This window comes from Microbacterium sp. GXF0217 (assembly GCF_054798195.1).
The window spans coordinates 377241-397670 of sequence record NZ_JBSJZG010000001.1; the positions used below are offsets into that span (position 1 = coordinate 377241).

General features: G+C 69.1%; 16 protein-coding genes. All 16 read right to left on the bottom strand.

The features are described from left to right. Positions 1 to 14: 14 nt before the first annotated feature. The 16 genes from ACWAT3_RS01925 to alaS all read right to left on the bottom strand — a co-directional run bounded on the left by ACWAT3_RS01925 (position 15) and on the right by alaS (position 20408). Positions 15 to 1592 carry a Rieske 2Fe-2S domain-containing protein gene (locus tag ACWAT3_RS01925; RefSeq protein WP_460795433.1) on the bottom strand — a complete coding sequence of 526 codons (1578 nt, stop codon included), beginning with the start codon at positions 1590 to 1592 and terminating at the stop codon, positions 15 to 17. An 83-nt stretch (positions 1593 to 1675) separates the two neighbouring features. Continuing rightward, positions 1676 to 3763, bottom strand: coding sequence for a molybdopterin oxidoreductase family protein (locus tag ACWAT3_RS01930; protein ID WP_460795435.1), 2088 nt, complete (start codon positions 3761 to 3763; stop codon positions 1676 to 1678). After that, positions 3760 to 5361, bottom strand: coding sequence for an FAD-dependent oxidoreductase (locus tag ACWAT3_RS01935; RefSeq protein ID WP_460795436.1), 1602 nt, complete (start codon positions 5359 to 5361; stop codon positions 3760 to 3762). The genes ACWAT3_RS01930 and ACWAT3_RS01935 overlap by 4 nt, the downstream gene beginning before the upstream one ends. Positions 5362 to 5363: 2 nt before the next feature. Next, on the bottom strand, positions 5364 to 6752 hold the full coding sequence (locus tag ACWAT3_RS01940; protein ID WP_460795438.1) for an MFS transporter: 1389 nt from the start codon (positions 6750 to 6752) through the stop codon (positions 5364 to 5366). A gap of 132 nt (positions 6753 to 6884) precedes the next feature. Continuing rightward, on the bottom strand, positions 6885 to 10139 hold the full coding sequence (locus ACWAT3_RS01945) for a DEAD/DEAH box helicase (protein WP_460795440.1): 3255 nt from the start codon (positions 10137 to 10139) through the stop codon (positions 6885 to 6887). A 56-nt stretch (positions 10140 to 10195) separates the two neighbouring features. Continuing rightward, positions 10196 to 10606: a transcription antitermination factor NusB gene (gene nusB / locus ACWAT3_RS01950; protein ID WP_460795442.1), complete on the bottom strand. Its 411-nt coding sequence runs from the start codon at positions 10604 to 10606 to the stop codon at positions 10196 to 10198. A gap of 3 nt (positions 10607 to 10609) precedes the next feature. Then, positions 10610 to 11170, bottom strand: coding sequence for an elongation factor P (gene efp / locus ACWAT3_RS01955; RefSeq protein WP_264157830.1), 561 nt, complete (start codon positions 11168 to 11170; stop codon positions 10610 to 10612). Between the two features lie 62 nt (positions 11171 to 11232). Continuing rightward, positions 11233 to 11673, bottom strand: a complete 441-nt coding sequence (locus ACWAT3_RS01960; RefSeq protein WP_460795444.1) for a type II 3-dehydroquinate dehydratase — start codon at positions 11671 to 11673, stop codon at positions 11233 to 11235. Next, positions 11670 to 12221, bottom strand: coding sequence for a GNAT family N-acetyltransferase (locus ACWAT3_RS01965; protein ID WP_460795446.1), 552 nt, complete (start codon positions 12219 to 12221; stop codon positions 11670 to 11672). Before ACWAT3_RS01965 ends, ACWAT3_RS01960 begins: the two co-directional genes overlap by 4 nt. Next, a complete protein-coding gene (aroB, locus tag ACWAT3_RS01970) occupies positions 12218 to 13306 on the bottom strand; it encodes a 3-dehydroquinate synthase (protein ID WP_460795448.1) in 1089 nt (362 codons plus the stop codon). The genes ACWAT3_RS01965 and aroB overlap by 4 nt, the downstream gene beginning before the upstream one ends. Further along, positions 13303 to 13821, bottom strand: a complete 519-nt coding sequence (locus ACWAT3_RS01975; protein ID WP_460795449.1) for a shikimate kinase — start codon at positions 13819 to 13821, stop codon at positions 13303 to 13305. The genes aroB and ACWAT3_RS01975 overlap by 4 nt, the downstream gene beginning before the upstream one ends. Continuing rightward, positions 13814 to 15037, bottom strand: a complete 1224-nt coding sequence (gene aroC, locus ACWAT3_RS01980; protein WP_460795451.1) for a chorismate synthase — start codon at positions 15035 to 15037, stop codon at positions 13814 to 13816. The genes ACWAT3_RS01975 and aroC overlap by 8 nt, the downstream gene beginning before the upstream one ends. Before the next feature lie 48 nt (positions 15038 to 15085). Then, the gene (locus ACWAT3_RS01985; protein WP_460795453.1) at positions 15086 to 15907 is read right to left on the bottom strand and encodes a shikimate dehydrogenase; all 822 of its coding nucleotides are present in this window, start codon (positions 15905 to 15907) and stop codon (positions 15086 to 15088) included. A 4-nt stretch (positions 15908 to 15911) separates the two neighbouring features. After that, positions 15912 to 17276, bottom strand: coding sequence for an endolytic transglycosylase MltG (mltG, locus tag ACWAT3_RS01990; protein ID WP_460795454.1), 1365 nt, complete (start codon positions 17274 to 17276; stop codon positions 15912 to 15914). Between the two features lies 1 nt (position 17277). Next, complete coding sequence (gene ruvX / locus ACWAT3_RS01995) at positions 17278 to 17751, bottom strand: Holliday junction resolvase RuvX (RefSeq protein ID WP_460795456.1); 474 nt, start codon at positions 17749 to 17751, stop codon at positions 17278 to 17280. After that, the gene (gene alaS / locus ACWAT3_RS02000) at positions 17748 to 20408 is read right to left on the bottom strand and encodes an alanine--tRNA ligase (RefSeq protein WP_460795458.1); all 2661 of its coding nucleotides are present in this window, start codon (positions 20406 to 20408) and stop codon (positions 17748 to 17750) included. Before alaS ends, ruvX begins: the two co-directional genes overlap by 4 nt. Between the last annotated feature and the right edge of the window lie 22 nt (positions 20409 to 20430).

Genomic DNA, 20430 nt, shown 5'->3' on the forward strand with positions numbered 1-20430 from the left:
GCGACGGCGATCGTCTATGCGCCCAGGCGGAGCACTTCATCCGTGACGTCGTCGACCTTCGCCGCGCGGATCTCGTGGCCGGCGGTCGAGAGGCACTTGCCGGTCTTCAGGTCCCACTTCCAGTCGTGCATGCTGCACGTCAGGACGCCGTCGTCGTCGATCTTGCCTGTGCGCGTCAGGTCGGCACGCAGATGCGGGCATCGGCGCTGCACGACCCAGTCGCCGATCTCGGCATCCTCGGTCTGGTCGGTCTGCTCCTGATACCAGTTCTCGACGTACTCGATCCGGTCGACGGACAGGCACTTGAGGAAGGTGGTGAGGAACTCGTTGAACTTGCCGCTGCGACCGACCGAGAACTGCATCGACAGGAAGATCGAGTTCGACCAGTCGATCTCGTGGTCGCGGATGTTCGTCGAGACGAGGTCGGCGGGGATCGTGTACCAGTAGATGCACTCCTCCCCCGCGTACTCGCGGACCTTCGCCTTCGGGAAGTCGACGACCATGTCCAGATCGCCGATACGGAAGCGGACGCACCCGCCCACGCCGAGCCGGATCGTGCGCGACTTCTTCAGCAGCGGCTCCCACCACTCCTTGATCGCCTGGAGCATCTCCGCCGGCGCGATGACCTCGGCGCGCGAGGCCTCCTCGTCGCGGATCTCCTGCTGTCGCGATGCGCGCTGGGACTCGAGGTAGTCCCACTTCTCGTCGAAGATGTGCGCGATCTCGGCATCCGTGTACAGCGTCTGCTCGGTCGAGACGTCGCCGCCCGACACCGTGACCACGGTGCCGGGGATGAACAGCCGGCCGTCGTACTGCGGCGCCTTCTCCGAGAGATGCTCGAGGAACTGCTTCTGGTCCGTGAAGATCGATTGTCCGTTGCGGCCGAGGCCGTTGAAGTCGAACAGATCGTCACGGAGGAACATCGGCGGGCCCGCCATCGGGAACACGTGCGGCGCGTCGACCTTCTCGATGTAGTACATCGCGCGCTTGTTCTGCGCGTCCCGCTTGAGCTGGGCGAAGTTCTGCTTCGCGTCCAGGGGCAGGTCGTAGACCATGGGCCACCAGATGGCTCCGGAGACCTGGGTGAAGTAGGCATCCGGCTTGCCGAACCCGAGGAGCTTCTCGAGGTCGAGGGGATGCGAATCGTTCTGGTTGAGCACGGATCCGGTGCCGTCGTCGACGCTCAGCGACGAGTCGCCGATCGGGCCGTCGCTGGGCGCGCGCAGCGGGGTGATCATGATCTTCAGCTCGCCGCGATGGATGATCTCACCGGCCGGTGCGTACGTGATGTTCGTGTAGCCGAGGGCACGGATGTCCTGCTCGAGCTCGTCGGTCGGGTACTCCGGCAGCAGCACTTCGATGTCCTTGCGGATGTACCGCTCGAGCAGTCGGGGGTCGAAGTGATCCCTGTGCCGATGCGAGATGTACAGGAAGTCGGCCTCGCGGCCGAACTTCTCCCAGTCGAGACCGCGGTTGTCGGGGAACGGAAACCAGGATCCGAAGAACGAGGGACCGAGGACGGGGTCGCAGATGATGTTCCCGCTGGCCGTCTCGATGAACATCCCGGCGTGGCCGAGTCCCGTGATCCGCATGCTGATTCCTCCCGAACTGGACCGACCGAGTCTACCCGGCGCGCGCAGGAAGGCCGCCGAAGCGGAGCCGGGCAAAACCGGCGTCAGGGCGCCGACAGCACCCGAACCACCGAGCGCTTGAACTCCGGCATGGCCGAGATCGGATCGGTCGCCGCGATCGTCAGCAGGTTGGCCGAATGCTCATCCGAATAGTGGAACGGGAGGAAAACCGTGTCCGGTCGGATGCCGGTGTCGGTGACGATCTCGGCACTCACGGAACCCCGAGCGTTGACCAGCACGACGCGGTCGCCGTCCCGCATCCCCCGGTCGGCCGCGGTCGTGGGATGAACCGTCGCCTCGAGCCCCGGACGCGCGGTCACCAGTTCGTCGACGCGCCGCGTCTGAGCGCCGGACTGGTAGTGCTCGAGCAGGCGCCCCGTGATCAGGGTGAGTTCGTCGCCCACCGCCAGAGCCTCCGGTCTCGGCCGCACCGCGACAGGCACGATCCGAGCGCGGCCATCCGGATGCCGGTAGCCGCCGAGCAGCGGCCGCGCCGTGCCGCGGGAACCCGTCGGGTACGGCCAGAAGGCGTCGATCTCGGCATCCAGAACCGCGTGGCTGAGCCCGGAGTAGTCTGCGATCCCGCCGGCCGAGGCACGGGCCAGCTCGTCGAACACCGCCGCAGGGTCCAGATCGAAGCGCCCAGGGGCGTCCAGGCGTCGAGCGAGCTCGGCGAGGATCCACAGCTCGCTGCGGACTCCGTCCGGCGCGGTCAGTGCGTGGCGGCGCCGGATGACACGACCTTCGAGGTTCGTCATCGTGCCCTCCTCCTCCGCCCACTGCGTGACGGGAAGGACGATGTCCGCGATCGCGGCGGTCTCGGAGAGGAAGATGTCGCACACGACCAGCAGATCCAGCCGGGCCAGGCGCGCGCGCACGGCTCCGGCGTCCGGCGCTGAGATCACGGGGTTCGATCCGTGCACGAGCAGCGCACGGATGCCGTCGTCCTCGCCGATCGATTGCAGCAGCTGCACGGCGGGAAGGCCTGCACCGGGGATGTCGTCGGGCGACACGCCCCACACCGCGGCGACGTGCGCCCTGGCATCCGGATCGGTGATCTTGCGATAGCCCGGGAGCTGGTCGCACTTCTGACCGTGCTCGCGTCCGCCCTGGCCGTTGCCCTGCCCGGTGAGCGTGCCGTAGCCGCTGCCCTCGCGCGTGGGCAGGCCGAGGATGAGGGCGAGATTGATCGCCGCGGTCGCGGTGTCGGTGCCGTTCGAATGCTGCTCCACGCCGCGTCCGGTCAGGATGAACGTGTTCTCGCCGGAAGCGAGCCGGCGTGCGACGCGGCGGAGAAGCTCGACGGGGACGCCCGTGACCTGCTGCACGCGGGCCGGCCACCAGGCGGACACGCTGCGGCGCAGCGCGTCGAAACCGGTCGTCCACCGCTCGACGGAGGCGGCATCGTGCAGTCCGTCGGCGATCACGATGTGCGTGAGCCCGAGGAGCAGTTCGAGATCCGTTCCCGGGGCTGGGGCGAGGTGGATCCCCTGGCCGTCGTCGGTCAGACGCACCGTCGAGCTGCGTCGTGGGTCCGCGACGATCAGGCCGCCGGCTTCGCGGACACCCGCCAGATGCGACAGGAACGGGGGCATCGTGTCGGCGACGTTCGAACCGAGCAGCAGCACGGTGTGCGCATCGTCGAGATCGGTCAACGGGAACGGCAGGCCGCGGTCGATCCCGAAGGCCCTGTTCGCGGCGGCCGCGGCCGACGACATGCAGAACCGGCCGTTGTAGTCGATCCGCGACGTCCCGAGCGCGATCCGAGCGAACTTGCCGAGCTGGTAGGCCTTCTCGTTGGTGAGTCCGCCGCCGCCGAACACCCCGATCGCATCCCGGCCCGACTCGGCTTGCAGACTCCGGATCCGGGACACCAGCAGATCCAGCGCCTCGTCCCAGCTCGCCTCCGTCAGCGCACCGTCCGCCCGCCGGATGAGCGGCTGCGTGAGGCGGTCGGGCGCATCGAGCAGTGTCGATGACGTCCAGCCCTTCTTGCACAGACCTCCGCGGTTCGTCGGGAAATCGCGTCCGGCGACGGTCATGGTCGGATCGGATGCCGCGGCATCCGCAGCGCGAGGCGTGAGCGTCATCGCGCACTGGAGCGCGCAGTACGGGCAGTGGGTGCTGGTCATGCGCGTGCTGCTTCCACGAGCGCGAACCGCTCGATTAGTTCGGTCAGGCGCGGCTTGCATCCGCCGCAGCCGGTCCCGGCTCTGGTGTCGCGCCCGAGACAGGCGACCGTGTCGTTGCCGTCGGCGATGGAATCCGTGATCTGCTGCACGCTGACGCCGTTGCAGGAGCACACCGTTGAGGTCGGTGCGAAGGCGTCCTCCCCGGTACCGACGTCGTCCGCGCCGTCCAGGCGCAGCAGCAGGGAACGGTCCGAGGGCAGTTCGCCCTGACGGTCGTACAGCAGGGTCAGCTCGGCCGCCGTCCGCGGCATCCCGACGCAGGCGAAGGCGTCGAGCACGCCGTCGACCGTGACCATCTTCACGTAGCGACCGTGCTGCGGGTCAGCCCACTGCGCCACATGACGGTGCGGATCATCGCCGTGCGGCTGGTCCCAGATGTCGATGTCGAGATCGCCGACCGCGACGACGTCGATTCCCTGGTCCTTGAGCATCACCACGGCGTCCTTCTCCCCCGGGGCCGGCTCAGCGTGCGCGTCGCCGCCGGCCTCCGCGACGAGGCGTCCGGCCAGCCAGGACGCCTGGCGCCACCCTGGACCGATGAGCCCAGCCGGTGCGCCGGGCAGGCGCGAGAGCGCTTCGTTCTCCGGGGTGCGCGCGACGATGTGCGCGCAGTCGCCGATCGCGTAGACGTCCGCATCGGTCCACGAGCGCAACTGCTCGTCGACGATGATTCCTGCGCCCGCGCGGATGCCGGCGAGCGTCGCCAGCTCGGTGCGCGCGCCGACACCGCAGGAGAGCACGAGCAGGTCGCCGCGGACGTAGTTGCCGTCGGCGGTCACGACCGCGTCGAAAGCGCGTTCGCCGTCGACGACGGTGCGCAAGGCGATCGCCTCGGCGCGGCTGTGCGCGAAGACCGTGATTCCCCTGGCCCTCAGAGCCCTGGCGAGCACGGTGCCTGCCCCCCGGTCGAGGTTCCGGGGCATCGGCGTCGGTCCGTGATGCAGGACGCTCACCTCGGCACCGGCGTCGGCGGCGAGCAGGGCGAACTCGAGACCGAGCACGCCGGCGCCGAGCACGATGATCCGCGCCTTCGCCTCGACGGCCTGTCGCACGCGCTCCGCGTCGGCGAGATCGCGCAGCACTGTCACACCGGCGGGAAGCGCCGGCTCCGCTCCGACGACCGCGGTGCCGGCGCGGACCAGGGAGGCCTCGTCGTAGCGCGGGCGCTCGAGCCCGGCGAGCGTCGGGACGTTCGCCCGTGCCCCCGTGGCCATCACGAGCCGGTCGTACGCGATCCGCTCTCCGGTCTCGAGCTCGACCGCCTTGACGTCGCGATGGATGCCGACGACGCGCGTTCCGAGGATCACCCGTGCGCCGGCGGCTTCGCTGTCTGCCGGGTCGTGCAGGACGATGCCCTCCCGATCGGCCCTGTCAGCGGCGAGTTCGGCGATGAGGACGCGGTTGTACGGGGCGTGCTCCTCCGCCCCGATGACCGACAGGTCGATCGTGCCGTCCTGGACCGCGGGAAGGAGGTCCTCGCACAGGCGCGCTCCGACGGGACCGAACCCGACGACCACGACGCGGAGGGGCGTCGGCACGGTCAGATCCGCCGTCCGTCGAGGGCGGCGCGCGGAACGCCGTAGACGAACAGCGTGATGGCGAGCATCACGACGTAGACGATGCCGAAGCCGATGAAGGCCCCTTCGTAGCCTCCGGAGGCGAGCTGCGAGGCGTTGAGGACCTGGGGCACGAGGAATCCGCCGTAGGCGCCGATGCCGGAGATGATCCCGAGCGCGGCTGCTGCGCGGCGCTGAACGGCGGCGGCGTCGCCTTCCCTGCGCGCCACCGCACGGGCGGTGAAGACGATCGGGATCATGCGGTAGGTCGACCCGTTGCCGACCCCTGTGGCCGCGAACAGCACGAGGAAGCAGAGCAGGAACGCCCAGAACTGTCCGACCGCGAGGACGGCGAGGATTCCGAAGGCGCCCAGCGCCATGACGGCGAAGGCCGCGATCGTCACACGCGAACCGCCGAAGCGATCAGCCAGCCGCCCGCCGAACGGCCGGAAGAGCGAGCCGACCAGCGCACCGAGGAACGCGAGCGTGACGGATGCCGTGCCGATGTGCAGCGCCGAGAACTCCGGGAACTGGTCGGCGATGAGCTTCGGGAAGACGCTCGCGAAGCCGATGAACGATCCGAAGGTGCCGATGTAGAGGAACGAGAGCAGCCATAGGTGCCCTTCGCGCAGTGCGGCGGCGGAGCCGGCGAAGTCCGCCTTCGCGGAGGACAGGTTGTCCATGTAGCGCCAGGCGCCCCAGGCTGCGACGAGGATGAACGGCACCCACATCCAGCCTGCCAGGGGCAGGCCGAGTCCGATTCCGGCGGTCAGGGACACGACGATCGGCACGAGGAACTGGGCGACCGACGTTCCGAGGTTGCCGCCTGCGGCGTTCAGGCCGAGCGCCCAGCCCTTTTCGCGCTGCGGGAAGAAGTAGGTGATGTTCGACATCGAGCTGGCGAAGTTGCCGCCGCCGAAGCCGGCCAGTGCGGCGATGCAGAGCATCATCCAGAACGGAGTCTCCGGGTTGCCGACGGCGAAACCGAGCAGGACCGCCGGGATCAGCAGGAGCAGGGCGGACACGATGGTCCAGTTGCGGCCGCCGAAGCGGGGCACCATGAACGTGTACGGGAAGCGGAGCGTCGCGCCCACGAGGCTCGGCAGCGAGATGAGCCAGAAGATCTCGGAACTGGTGAAGGTGAATCCTGCGGCGGGAAGCATGACGACGACGATGCTCCACAGCTGCCAGACGATGAAGCCGAGGAACTCGGCGTAGATCGACCAGCCGAGGTTGCGGCGGGCGATCGAGCGGCCCTCCGCCTCCCAGAAGGTCTTGTTCTCGGGGTCGAAGCCGTCGACCCAGCGACCGGGACGGCGGGTGAGGACGACGGCGGTGTCGGGCTGCGCGATGGCGACGTCAGATGTGCTCATGCCACTGAAGATAGGAGCACGGTGTTTCATCCGACGTCGCCGCGGATTACCGCATGGTCACTTCTGTGTCACCCGCCGTCGCGCGCGCGGTGAGGGCGTCGTCATGTGCTGGAAACAATCGACCGAGCGGCGTCAGGACTCGAACAATCCGCGGATGTCATCGGCCGTCAGCGACTGGGCGAACAGCTGCTCGTCGTCCATGACCGCGGTGAACAGCCGTGCCTTGCGCTGCTGAAGCGCGAGCACCTTCTCCTCGATGGTTCCTGATGCGATCATCCGGTACACGAACACCTGCTCGGTCTGGCCGATCCGGTGGGTGCGATCGACGGCCTGCGCCTCGGCGGCCGGGTTCCACCACGGATCCAGCAGGAACACGTAGTCGGCCTCGGTGAGCGTCAGCCCGAACCCGCCGGCCTTCAGACTGATGAGGAACACCGGCTGCTCGCCGGAGCGGAATCCGTCGATCACGGCCCGGCGGTTGCGTGTGGAGCCGTCGAGGTAGGCGTGCGGAACGCCGGCAGCGTCCAGCCGCTCGGCGGCGAGGGCGAGGAACGAGGTGAACTGACTGAACACCAGCGCACGGTGCCCCTCGGCCTGCAGTTCCTGCACGCGCTCGAGCAGCACGTCGAGCTTCGCGGAGCCGATCCGCGCATCCTCGCCGTCGATGAGCGCGGGCGAGAGACTCAGCATGCGCAGCATCGTGAGCGAGCGGAACACGATGAAGCGGTTGCGATCGAGATCCTGCAGCAGACCGAGCACCTTCTGCCGCTCGCGCTGCAGCACGGTGTCGTAGCGCGCGCGATGCGCAGGGGTGAGATCCACGTGCAGCAGCTGCTCCTGCTTGGGCGGCAGATCGGCGGCGACCAGGTCCTTGGTGCGACGCAGCATGAGCGGGCGGATGCGACGGCGCAGCCGTTCCAGACGCCGCTGGCGGTACGGTGCGCCCTCTTCGTTCTCCGGCACCTTGCCCTGCTCGATCGGCTGGATGTACTCCTGCCGGAACTTGCGCGCTGACGGGAAGAGGCCGGGGGCCGCCAGGCGCAGCAGAGCCCAGAGCTCGCTGAGGCTGTTCTCCATCGGGGTTCCGGTGACGGCGAAGGTCACGTCCGCGCGCAGAGCCGCGATGGCCCGATGCTGAAGCGTCGCCGGGTTCTTGACGAACTGCGCCTCGTCGAGGATGAGCGCTGCCCACTCGACGGTCTGGAACTCGTCCTGGTCGAGTCGGGCCACGGTGTAGCTCGTGACGACGAGATCGGCGCCGGCGACGGCATCCGCCATTCGGCGCCCGCTCTTCGCGCGGGTGCCGTCGATGATCCGCACGTCAAGGTCCGGAGCGAAACGCGCCGCCTCGTCCTGCCAGGTGCCGAGGACCGAGGTGGGAGCGACCACGAGAATCGGCCGCTGTTCGTCCGTCTCGCGGACGTACAGGATGAGCGTGAGCAGCTGCAGCGTCTTCCCGAGGCCCATGTCGTCGGCGAGGATACCGCCCAGGCGATGGCGCCAGAGGAACGCGAGCCAGTCGAACCCGGCCTTCTGGTACGGACGCAGCTCCGCTCGCAGCCGTGCCGGAACGTCCGTGGTCGGTACGCCCTCCGCGCCGCGCAGCCCCGCGACGGTCTCCCGCCAGGCGACCGCCGGCTGCGCCTCGTCGGCGAGGTCCTCGAACTCCTCCCAGAGCGCGACCTGATGGCGGCTGATCTTCGGTCCCGCCTCCCATTCCGCGAGCTCCGCCGCTTCATCGAGCAGATCGCGCAGGCGCTGCAGCGCAGGATGTGCGAGCGAGAAGTAGCTTCCGTCCACGAGCAGCAGCTTCGTCCGGCGCATGGCCAGGGCGGTGAACAACGGCTGGAACGGGATGGTGCGTCCGTCGATCGTCACGAGGATGCCGAGATCGAACCAGTCCGTCGAGGTCGTCTCGACGGTCGACACCGTGATGAGCGGGTCTCCGGTGAGTTCGCGATAGGCCTGCGGCGTGCCCCGGGTCTCGACGATCACGCCGATCGACTCCCACTGCGGGACGATGTGCGAAACGAACTCGGCGGCATCCGTGTCGAGCAGAGCGCCACCGCCCTCGTACGTCTCGGGGAGCACCAGGTCCCAGATCGCGCGCAGGGCGCGGAGGATCTCGGACTCCTGCGCTGGATCGCGCACGGCATCGCTCGTCGGCTGGACGCCGAAGCGTCCGAATCCCGGATACTCCCACTGCAGCGAATGCTCGATCACGTGCCCTGCCCGATACGCGACCGTGACGACGGCTCGCGGTTCGCTCGGCTCCGGGAGCTCGATGCCCGGCGCGACGCGCACGTCGGTCTGGCGGACCAGCTGCGGGTAGGCCTCGGCGAGGAAGGCGTCGCGCTCCGCCTCGGGAATCTCGATCGTTCCCGGCCCGGTGAGCAGCGCGTACTCCATCGGCTGGAGTTCGACCGGAGCCAGGATCACCTGGATGCGGGAGCCCTGCACGTCCCACGCGTAGATGCCGGAACGGCCGAGCGGGCGCACCCGGCTCGACGCGTGCGGGGTCGAGTCGATCTCGACCTGCGACGACAGCAGCAGTCCGTCGTCCGCGGCGCTGATCGCGGCGGTTACCGATGCGTGGTCGGCGAATCGGAGATCAGTGTGCTTCTGCGTCGCGACGAGCTCGATGCCGAGGTCGCGCGCCCCGCTCAGGTGGCTCCACAGCAGGCGCGAGGCGACGAGATCGAGAAGTATCCATTCCCCCGCCGTGCCGGAGGTCAACGATTCGCGTGCGATGCTGAGCAGATCGCCGAACCAGCGCACCTGATCGGGGGCGAACCGGCCGAACGAGCGGCGGATCGAATCCCAACCAGCGTCGCCCTGGATCCAGTTGCCGGTCGATGCGCTGCGCATGAGCGGCCGAACCGCCAGCAGCACATCGCCGCCCTCGCGGGCGAGTTCGCGCGGGTGCGCTGCGGTCACCGGACGCGGTGCCCACTGATGGGCGCCGCGCGCAGCGCGCTGGCGCACCTCGACGCCGAGCGCCAGAGGCACCGGATCCTCCGAGCGCGCGGATTCCGCCAGCAGCGTGCGCCATGCGGGGACCTGCGTGCGTGACGACGTCGCCCGCGTCGATGCGGGCCGATCCTGCTTCTCGTTGCTCACCAGGAGCACAGCGACGACGTGCTTGCACTGCGAACGTACGGGGCACGCGCACCGGCTCACGGCGATGGACCCGTCGTCGGCGAACTCGATCGCGCAGCTGTACGGCCGGCCGCCGGAGCCTGATACCTGTCCGTTCAGACGGCGGCGTTCGGAGTTCCAGATCGCGTACAGCACCTTGCCGTCGCGTGCGTACGCGAATCCGCGCTCGAAACTGCCCGGATCCGTATGCGCGAGGATGTCCTCCTCGAGGACATACGGCGCGGTCATGTCCGTCATCTTCTCGGCATCCGACATCGGCCGGGATTCAGCGGCGTGCGCGTGCGTCAGCTCGCGCGCGCCACGCGAGCGAGGACACCGTGCACGAACGCACCGGAGTCGTCCGTGGAGAACTCCTTGGCGAGTTCGACCGCCTCGTCGATCGCGACAGCCGTCGGGATCTCGTCGTTGTAGAGGATCTCCCACACCGCGATGCGCAGCAGGGCACGATCGACTGCGGGCATCCGCTCGAGCTTCCAGTCCCGGCTGTGGGTCGTGATGTGCTCGTCGATCTCGTCCTGGTGGTCGACGATCCCGTCCGCGATCTCGCGGGCATACAGCCAGCTGGCCTCGCGGGCCGGTTCACCGGCAGCGCGCTTGGCCTCAGCGGCCAGCGTCACGCCGATCGTGTCGCCGCGGACGTCGGACGAGAACAGGATGTCGAGAGCGCGCTTGCGCGCCTTCGTACGTGCGCCCACGCCTTACTTCTCGCGGCCCAGGTACTCACCCGTACGGGTGTCGACCTTGATCTTGGTGCCGGTCTCGACGAACAGCGGAACCTGCATCTCGTAGCCGGTCTCGACGGTGGCGGGCTTCGTGCCGGCGGACGAACGGTCGCCCTGCAGGCCGGGTTCGGTGTACGTGACCTCGAGGGTCACGGATGCCGGGAGGTCGATGTAGAGCGGGTTGCCGTTGTTGGTCGCGATCGTGACCTGCTGGTTCTCCAGGAGGAAGTTCTTCGCGTCGCCGACGGTGGCGGCGCCGACCGTGATCTGGTCGTAGTCCGCGACATCCATGAAAACGAAGCCGTCGCCGTCGGTGTACAGGTAGGTGAAGTCGCGGCGATCGACGTTCTCGAGCTCGATCTTCGTGCCGGCGTTGTAGGTCTTGTCGACGACCTTGCCGGTCATGACGTTCTTCAGCTTGGTGCGCACGAAGGCGCCGCCCTTGCCCGGCTTGACGTGCTGGAACTCCACCACGCTCCAGAGCTGGCCATCGATGTTGATGACGACGCCGTTCTTGATGTCTGCGGTGGATGCCATGAGGAGCGGGTTCCGTTTCGTTTCGAGGGGTGCGCGGCCGCGCGGACGGCCGACAGTCGATTCTACGGGATGAGGGCGGTCAGCTGCCGCACCGCGGTCGCGTACCCGTCGACGCCCTCACCGATCACGCGGACCGCAGCGACATCTTCGAGGTAGGAGAAGTGCCGGAAGGACTCGCGCGCGTGCACGTCGGAGATGTGCACCTCGGCGAAGGGCAGCGTCACACCGGTGAGCGCATCGCGCAGCGACACCGACGTGTGCGTCAGTCCACCCGGATTGATCACGATGCCGGCGCAGTCTTCGCGTGCGGCATGGATCGCATCGATGAGCACACCCTCGTGATTGCTCTGGATCGACTGGATCTCGAACCCGACGGATGCCGCGGCCGCCGCCGTGATGCGCTCCACGTCCGCGAGGGTGGCGGTGCCGTAGACGTCCGGCTCACGCGTTCCCAGCAGGTTGAGGTTCGGTCCGTTGACGAGCAGCAGGCGGCGGGAGGTCACGCTGGCACCCTATCGCCGTCGGTGAGCGGGCGGGCCATCTCGACCTCCGCTCCGATGGGGCCGGTGAAGCGGTGGCCGGTCGGCGCGAATCCGCAGCGCGCATAGGCCGCCTGCGCCCGCGCGTTGTCGGCGTGCACGTCGAGCCACAGCGCAGCGTCGCCCCGAGCGCTCGCCCATGCGGCGGCCGCTTCGAGCAGGGCGTCGATGAGGCCCCTCCCGCGGTGAGCAGGATCCAGGAAGACGCCGACGACGTCGGCCCGCGCCTCGGTGAGGCAGGTGCCGTGATGGTCCGACTCCCCCGCCGCACGCCGGATCACTGAGACCGAGCCGATCCAATCGGCGCCCTCGACCGCGACGAACTGTGCACTCTCATCCGTGTCCGCGGCGCGGGATGTGCGCTCCTGCCAGAACTCGTCCGGACGCACCGACGCGTTCTGCAGGGTGTCCAGGAACGCGATGGGTGCCGCGTCGTCGGCCAGCGCGCGCAGGCGCAGTTCCCGCACGGCGTGCCATTCGTGCGCGTGCACACGGCGGATCTCGACGCTCACTCACTCACCTCCTGGTAAGCAGCGAACAGCAGCGACTCATCCGGGGCCTGCAGCACGGTGGGCTTGGCGATGTCGTCGAGGACGATGAATCGCAGCATCCCGCCGCGGGACTTCTTGTCGCGCTGCATGGTGGCGAGCAGCGTCTTCCAGGCGCCGGCCCGGTAGCTCGTCGGCAGACCGAGGGACTCCAGGATGGCGCGGTGGCGTTCGGCAGCGGCATCCGGAAGTCGTCCGGCGAGCCGCGAGAGCTCGGCGGCGAACAGCATCCCGACCGAGATCGCCGCGCCGTGACGCCAGCGGTACCGCTCCGCGTGCTCGATGGCGTGTCCGAGGGTGTGACCGTAGTTGAGGATCTCGCGCTGGCCGGCTTCGCGGAAGTCCTCGGAGACGACCGTGGCCTTCATGCCGATCGCGAGCTCGATCGTCCGCCGGAACTCGTCCGTCGTGGTGTCGACCGCGCGCTGCGGATCGGCCTCGACGATGTCCAGGATCTCCGGCGCCCAGATGAAGCCGGCCTTGACGACCTCGGCGTACCCGGCGGTGGCCTCGTGCGCACTGAGGCTCGCGAGCTCGTCCAGGTCACCGATCACGGCGCGCGGCGCCCAGAACGCACCCACGAGGTTCTTGCCCTCGGCCGTGTTCACGCCGGTCTTGCCGCCCACGGACGCGTCGACGAGGCCGAGCACGGTGGTGGGGACCTGCACGACCTGGATGCCGCGCAGCCAGGTGGCCGCGACGAAGCCGGCGACGTCGGTCACCGCTCCCCCGCCGTAGCCGACGACGGCATCCGTACGGGTGAAGTCCGCCTGCCCCATGATCTGCCAGCAGAACGCGGCGACTTCGATGCGCTTGCCCTGCTCGGCATCCGGGATCTCGGCGAGCAGCACCTCCCGCGGGCCCTCGGCCGTGTCGGCGAGCAGCCGATCGCGCAGCTCGGCCGCGCGGGCGCCGAGCGTCGGCGGGTGCACGACGAGTACCTTGCGGACGGCCGGATCCAGCGCTCGCGAGACCTGGTCCAGGATGCCGCGCCCCACCGTGATGTCGTACGCGCTCTGCCCCGTGACGCTGATGGTCGTGATGCTCATGCCAGTCCTCTCCGCCAATCGGCGATCTCCCGCGCGATGCGCGCCATCGGTCGGCGCGACGTGTCGAACTCGACGGTCGCGACCTGTTCGTACAGTTCCTGTCGCGCCTGCATGATGCGCTCCCAGCGATCCAGCGGATCCTCGTCGCCGGCCAGCAGCGGACGACCGGTCCCGCGGATGCGCTCGGCGACCGCCTCCCGGCTCACCGAGAGGAACACGACGGGCTCCTCCTGCAGCAGTTTCCTCGTGCCGTCGTCCGTGACAGCACCGCCGCCGAGCGAGACGACGCCGCCCTTACGGACGGCCTCCGCGACGGCGACGCGCTCGAGTTCTCGGAAGTGCGCCTCGCCGTGCGCGGCGAAGATGTCGGGGATCGGCCCGTGCTGGACCACCACGCGCTTGTCGGTGTCGATGAACGGCACACCGAGGTGCTTCGCGACGCGGCGCCCCACGCTGGTCTTGCCCGCGCCCATCGGACCGACGAGCACGACTGTCAACGGCCGGTCGTCAGACATCGCCGACGGCGAGGCCTGCCTCCGACGCGGCCGCGGTGCGGAGCTCCGCAGGGATCGCGTCCAGGTAGCCCTGCAGGTTGCGACGGGTCTCGCCGACGCTGTCGCCGCCGAACTTCTCCAGTACGGCGCCGGCCAGCTCGATCGCGACCATCGCCTCGGCCACGACGCCGGCGGCGGGGACCGCGCAGACGTCGGAGCGCTGGTGGTGGGCGGTCGCCTCGGCACCGGTCGCGACATCGATCGTGCGCAGCGCGTGCGGCACCGTGGCGATCGGCTTCATGCCTGCGCGGACCCGCAGCACGGTGCCCGTGGACATGCCGCCTTCGGTGCCGCCGGCCTTGTCGGACGATCGGGTGATCCCGGCATCCGCGGTGAACAGCTCATCGTGCGCCGCGGAACCGCGACGGCGGGTCGTCTCGAAGCCGTCGCCGACCTCGACGCCCTTGATCGCCTGGATGCTCATGAGCGCCTGGGCGAGACGCGCGTCGAGGCGGCGGTCCCACTGCACGTGGGATCCCAGTCCAGGCGGCAGACCGTACGCGAGGACCTCGACGATGCCGCCGAGCGTGTCGCCGTCCTTCTTCGCGTCGTCGACCTCGGCCACCATCCGCGCGGAGGTCTCCGAGTGGAAGCACCGCAACGGATCGGCATCCAGCGTGTCCACATCGTCCGGGACGGGCAGCGGAGCGTCGGCCGGCACCTGCACGGGGCCGATCGAGAGGGTGTGGCTGACGAGAGAGATGCCGAGCTCGGAGAGGAAAGCGCGGGCGACGGCACCGAGGGCGACGCGGGCAGCGGTCTCACGCGCGCTGGCGCGCTCGAGGATCGGTCGGGCCTCGTCGAAGTCGTACTTCTGCATGCCGACCAGATCGGCGTGGCCGGGGCGCGGGCGCGTGAGCGGAGCCCCGCGACCGCGGGACTTCTCGGTGAGTTCGACCGGCTCCGGGCTCATGACCTCGGTCCACTTCGGCCACTCGGTGTTGCCGATGCGCAGCGCGATCGGGCTGCCGAGGGTCTTGCCGTGCCGGATGCCGGAGGACAGCGTCAGCTCGTCCTGCTCGAACTTCATCCGCGAGCCGCGGCCGTAGCCGAGCTTGCGGCGCGCGAGATCCGCCTGGATCTGGTCGGGAGAGATGGGGACGCCGGAGGGCAGTCCCTCCATGACGGCGATGAGTTCGGGGCCGTGCGATTCGCCGGCCGTGAGCACGCGGAGCATTGCTCCAGTCTCCCACGTGTTCCGGACCCGGATGCGCCGCGTGTCGTCCTACGACGCGAGTGCGGTGCGCATCGCGGCGAGAACCGCTGCCTCGTCCGGCAGGACGACCGCAGGATCGCCGTGCCGGAAGATCCGGATCTGGCGGATCGCCTGGTGCAGAAGCATGCCCAGGCCGGAGATCGCCGGGGCATCCGACCAGGACGAGGCCAGTGCGGACGGCCACGGCGAGTACGCGACGTCGAAGAGCGCGCCCCCGGTGTCCGCGAGCGGAACGACGATGTCCGGGGCGAGCACGGTGCCGCCCGGCAGCGATGCGATCGTCAGGTCGACGTCGTCGGCCGCCGACGTGAACGTCGACACCCGCACGTCCACGCCCAGACGCGCACCGAGTGCGACCACGGATGCCGCACGCTCCGGACGGCGCGCACGCACATCCACGCTGGTCGCTCCGAGGTCGGCGACCGCGACCAGGGCGGAGGACGTGGTCGCTCCGGCACCGAGCAGGCGCACGTGTTCGAGCGCGGTGATGCCGTTCTCGCCGAGCGCGTCGACGATGCCGCCGACGTCGGTGTTGAATCCGTGGATGCTGTCGCCGAGCATCAGCGTGTTGACCACGCCGGTGAGCTCGGCGTGCCGGTCGTGCGTGTCCGAGATGCGGAACGCCTCGTCCTTGAGCGGCATGGTGAGCGACAGCCCGCGCCAGGACTCGTCCAGTGACGAGACGGTCTGCGCGAAAGCCGCTTCCGTCACCTGGCGGCGGTCGTACGTCCAGTCCAGCCCGAGCACCGCGTACGCGGCGGCGTGCAGCGCCGGCGATTTCGAATGCGCGATCGGGTCGCCCCAGACGGCGAGCCGCGATCCACGGGTCACCGCGTCAATAGCAGCCGCCATCCGGGTTGTCGTCGCACCACTGCTGGTACTGCTGCTCGGCCTGCTGCTGCTCCGCGTACGTCGCCGAGAACACCGTCTCTCCGGTGTCCAGGTTCACCGTCACGAAGTAGAACCACGGGCCGTCGGCCGGATGCATCGCCGCGTCGATCGCGGCGGCGCTCGGGGCGGAGATGGGACCGGCCGGGAGCCCGACGTGCTGGTAGGTGTTCCAGGGGTTCTGGTCGCCGACGACGTCCTTCCACGGCCACTCGGACACGGGGCCGTCGTGCGTGAGCCCGTACCCGTACTGCGCGGTGGAATCCATCTGGAGCAGCCCGTGGGTCTCCTGGTTCCCCTCCTGCAGACGGTTCTCGATCACCCGCGAGACCTTCGAGAAATCGGCGGTGCGTCCCTCCCGCTGGATGACCGATGCGATCGTGAGGATGCGCTGCGCATCCGCATCCGGAACGCCAGCGGCGGCCAAGGACTCGCGCGTGCGGTCGACCATGGTCTGGATGGCCTGGGCGGGCGTGACGTCCGGATCGAACGTGTAGACGGCCGGGAACAGCCATCCCTCGAGCGTGTCTGCCGCGACGCCGTACGCTGCCGGGTCGGCCACGGCGGCCTGGACGTCCTCCACCGGGAGCTCCAGGGCTTCGGCGATCGTCGGGACGATGACCTTGAGCGATGCGCCTTCGGCGAAGCCGACGGAGTGCTCCATGCGGTTCTCTGGGTTCTCGATCGCTTCCAGAGCGGCGGCAGCCGTCATCCGCTCCTGAAGCTGGTAGACCCCCGGCTGGAAGTTCGGGTTCAGCCCCTCGTCGATGAGCATGTCGTAGAAGACGTCCTCGGTCTTCGTGACGCCGCCCGCGTACAGGGCCTGCGAGATCGGCTGCCCGGTGTCGCCCTCTTCGATCGTGATGAGGACATCCGCGCCGGTCTGACCCTCTTCGTAGTCCTTGGGCTCGCCCCACCCCATCGCCTCGTTGATCCGGTCGCCGTAGGTGTTCATGACCCAGACCCCGCCGGCGGCGATGCCGCCGAGCAGCAGGAGCACGATGATCAGTGCGACCAAGCAGCCGGCGCGACGCTTGCGCTTCGGCACGGTGTGGTGGTCGTCGGCATGCGGAGCGAACAGATCGTCGAGGGTTCCGCCGGTGACCGGAGCGGATGCTGGTGCCGCGGGCGCTTCAGCCCTGGCAGAGCCGGACAGCTCGGCGGCGTCGGTCGCGATGGCGCCCGTCTCGCCGGTGCGCTGAGCAGCCTCGCGAGCGGCTCTGCGGGATCCGGGCGGCGGGGGTGCCTGGTCGATCGTCGGATGCTCGGTCGACGGATCGGGGAGGTTGTCGAACAGGTCTCCCTGGGGCATGTCAGTGGGTCTCCTCATCGAGATCGACGGACGCTCCGGCCGGGATTCCGGAGCTCTTCTCCATGTCGATCGCCTGCTGCAGCAGGACCACTGCCGCAACCTGATCGACAATGCTACGAGAGTTCTTCTGGGATCTCCCCGAAGCGCGCAGCGCCTGATGTGCGGAGACCGTGCTCAGTCGCTCGTCGATGAGCCGCACCGGCAGACCGGTGCGGCGCGCGAGAGCCGTCGCGAACTCGCGGGCGTCCGTCGTCGAAGCCGTGTCCGCGCCCTGCATGTTGACGGGGAGCCCCACGACGAATTCCAGCGGCTCGTACTCCCCCGCCAGCTGCGTGAGGCGTTCGATCGAGGCGTCGTCGCGCTTCACTGTCTCGACGGGGATCGCCAGCATCCCGTCGGGGTCGCACCTGGCGACCCCGACCCGCGCCTTTCCGACGTCGATCCCGAGGCGGATGCCGCGACGGAAGCCGCTCACGCGCTGCGCAGCTCCGTGACGATGCCGTCGAGGGCAGCCGGAAGAGCCGATGCGTCCGCGCCGCCGCCCTGGGCGACGTCATCACGGCCACCGCCACCGCCGCCGAGAGCGCCGGCGGCGATCTTGGCCAGCGATCCGGCCTTCGCACCCGCGGACCGCGCCGCGTCGTTCGTGGCGACCACGACGATCGGCCGTCCGGACACGACGCCGCCGAGGGCGACGACAGCCGCGTCCGCGCCCAGGCGGTCGCGCACGCTCAGTGCCACGCCGCGGATGTCGTCGGCCGAGCCGACTTCGCCCAGCGACTGCGCAGCGACACGGTAGGCGCCGACGCGCTCAGCGGATTCGGCGATCGCGGGCACGCGGCCCTCGCGCTCCTTGGCTTCGAACTGCGCGATGCGCTTCTCGGCGGTCTTCAGGTTCGCGGCGATCTCGGCGATGCGCTCGGCGAGCTGATCACGCGGCGTCTTCAGCGTCGAGGTCAGCTGCGAGACGAGTGTGCGCTCCGCAGCGAGCTCGCGGAAGGCATCCTGTCCGACGAGCGCCTCGATGCGCCGGTTCGATGCGCCGACCGACGATTCGCCGGTGATGCTCACCAGACCGATCTCGGCGCTCGACGACACGTGCGTACCGGCGCACAGCTCGCGCGACCACGGACCGCCGATGTCGACCATGCGGACGACCTCGCCGTACTTCTCGCCGAACAGCGCCATGGCGCCGGCTTCCTTCGCCTCGTCGAGCGTCATGACGCGCGTCGTGACCTCGAGAGCGTCGTGGACGGCGCGATTGGTGATCTCCTCGATCTCGGTGCGCGTCTCGGACGAGAGCGCCTGGCTCCAGGAGAAGTCGAAGCGCAGGTAGCCGGCGCGGTTGAGCGAACCCGCCTGCGTGGCGTTCTGACCCAGCGTGTCGCGGAGCGCGGCGTGTACGAGGTGGGTCGCGGAGTGCGCCTGGCGAGCGGCGCGGCGGTTGGCCGCGTCCACGACGGTGGTCGCGCGATCGTCGACCGCAACGGTGCCGGTCGTCACCTCGACGGTGTGGCTGATGAGCCCTGGGACGGGCTTCTGCACGTCCAGGACCTCGAGTGAGAACCCGGGGCCGGTAATCGTGCCCTTGTCGGCGACCTGGCCGCCGGACTCGGCGTAGAGCGTCGTCTCGGCGAGGATCACCTCGGCGACCTGGCCTTCGGTCGCGCTCGTTACCGGCACGCCGTCGACGAGGATGCCGAGCACGGTCGAATCGGTCTCGAGCTCGCTGTAACCGTCGAAGCCGGTTTCCCCGAGGCCGCGCAGCTCGCGGTAGACGGAGACGTCGGCCAGCTGGCGGCGGCGGCTCTTCGCATCCTCCTTGGCGCGGGTGCGCTGCTCGCGCATCAGCTCGTCGAACGCGCTTCGATCCACGGACAGACCGGCTTCTTCAGCGACCTCGAGCGTGAGATCGATCGGGAAGCCGTAGGTGTCGTGCAGCAGGAACGCCTCGGAACCCGCCAGCGTCGAGGCGCCGGTCTTCTTGGTCTCGGTCAGGGCGAGGTCGAGGATGGTGGAGCCCTGGGCGAGGGTGCGCAGGAAGGTTTCCTCCTCGGCGTTCGCCGTGGCGGAGAGACGAGCCCAGTCGGTGTCGAGCACCGGATAAGCGCTCTTCATGGCGTCGCGGGAGGCCTCGAACAGCTCGGGGAAGACGGGAGCGTCGACGCCCAGCAGGCGCATGGCGCGCACCGTACGGCGCATCAGGCGACGCAGGATGTAGCCGCGCCCCTCGTTGGACGGCTTCACGCCGTCGGAGAGCAGCATGAGGGAAGAGCGCACGTGGTCGGCGATCACGCGGAAGCGCACGTCGTCCTCGTGGACCTTGCCGTAGGCACGGCCGGAGATCTGCTCGGCGCGATCGAGCACAGGGCGCACCTGGTCGGTCTCGTACATGTTCTCGACGCCCTGCTTGAACATCGCGACGCGCTCGAGGCCCATGCCGGTGTCGATGTTCTTCTTCGGCAGCGGGCCGGCGATGTCGAAGTCCACCTTCGAGCGGACCTCGCTCAGCAGCTCCTGCATGAAGACGAGGTTCCAGATCTCGGTGAACCGGTTGTCGTCGACGATCGGTCCGCCGTCGCGGCCGTATGCGGGTCCGCGGTCGATGTAGATCTCGGAGCAGGGGCCGGCGGGACCGGGCTGGCCGGTGTGCCAGTAGTTGTCCTCCTTGCCCATGCGCTGGATGCGCTCGGCCGGGAGGCCTGCGATCTTCTGCCAAAGTGCTGCTGCCTCGTCGTCGGTCTCGTAGACCGTGACCCAGATGTCCTTCTCCGCGAAGCCGAGTCCGCCGTCGCGCTCTGGCGTGGTCAGCAGCTCCCAGGCGTAGCTGATGGCGCCTTCCTTGAAGTAGTCGCCGAAGGACCAGTTGCCGAGCATCTGGAAGAACGTGCCGTGACGCGCGGTCTTGCCGACCTCTTCGATGTCGTTGGTGCGGATGCACTTCTGCACGTCGGCTGCGCGGGAGAACGGCGCGGGGACGACACCGGTCAGGTACGGCACGAAGGGCACCATTCCGGCGATCGTGAACATCACCGTCGGGTCATCGCTGACGAGCGACGCCGAAGGGACGATGGTGTGGTCGTTCTTCTCGAAGTAAGCGAGATAGCGCTGCGCGATGTCCGCAGTTTTCATAGGGGTACGGCTGTCCTCGTGT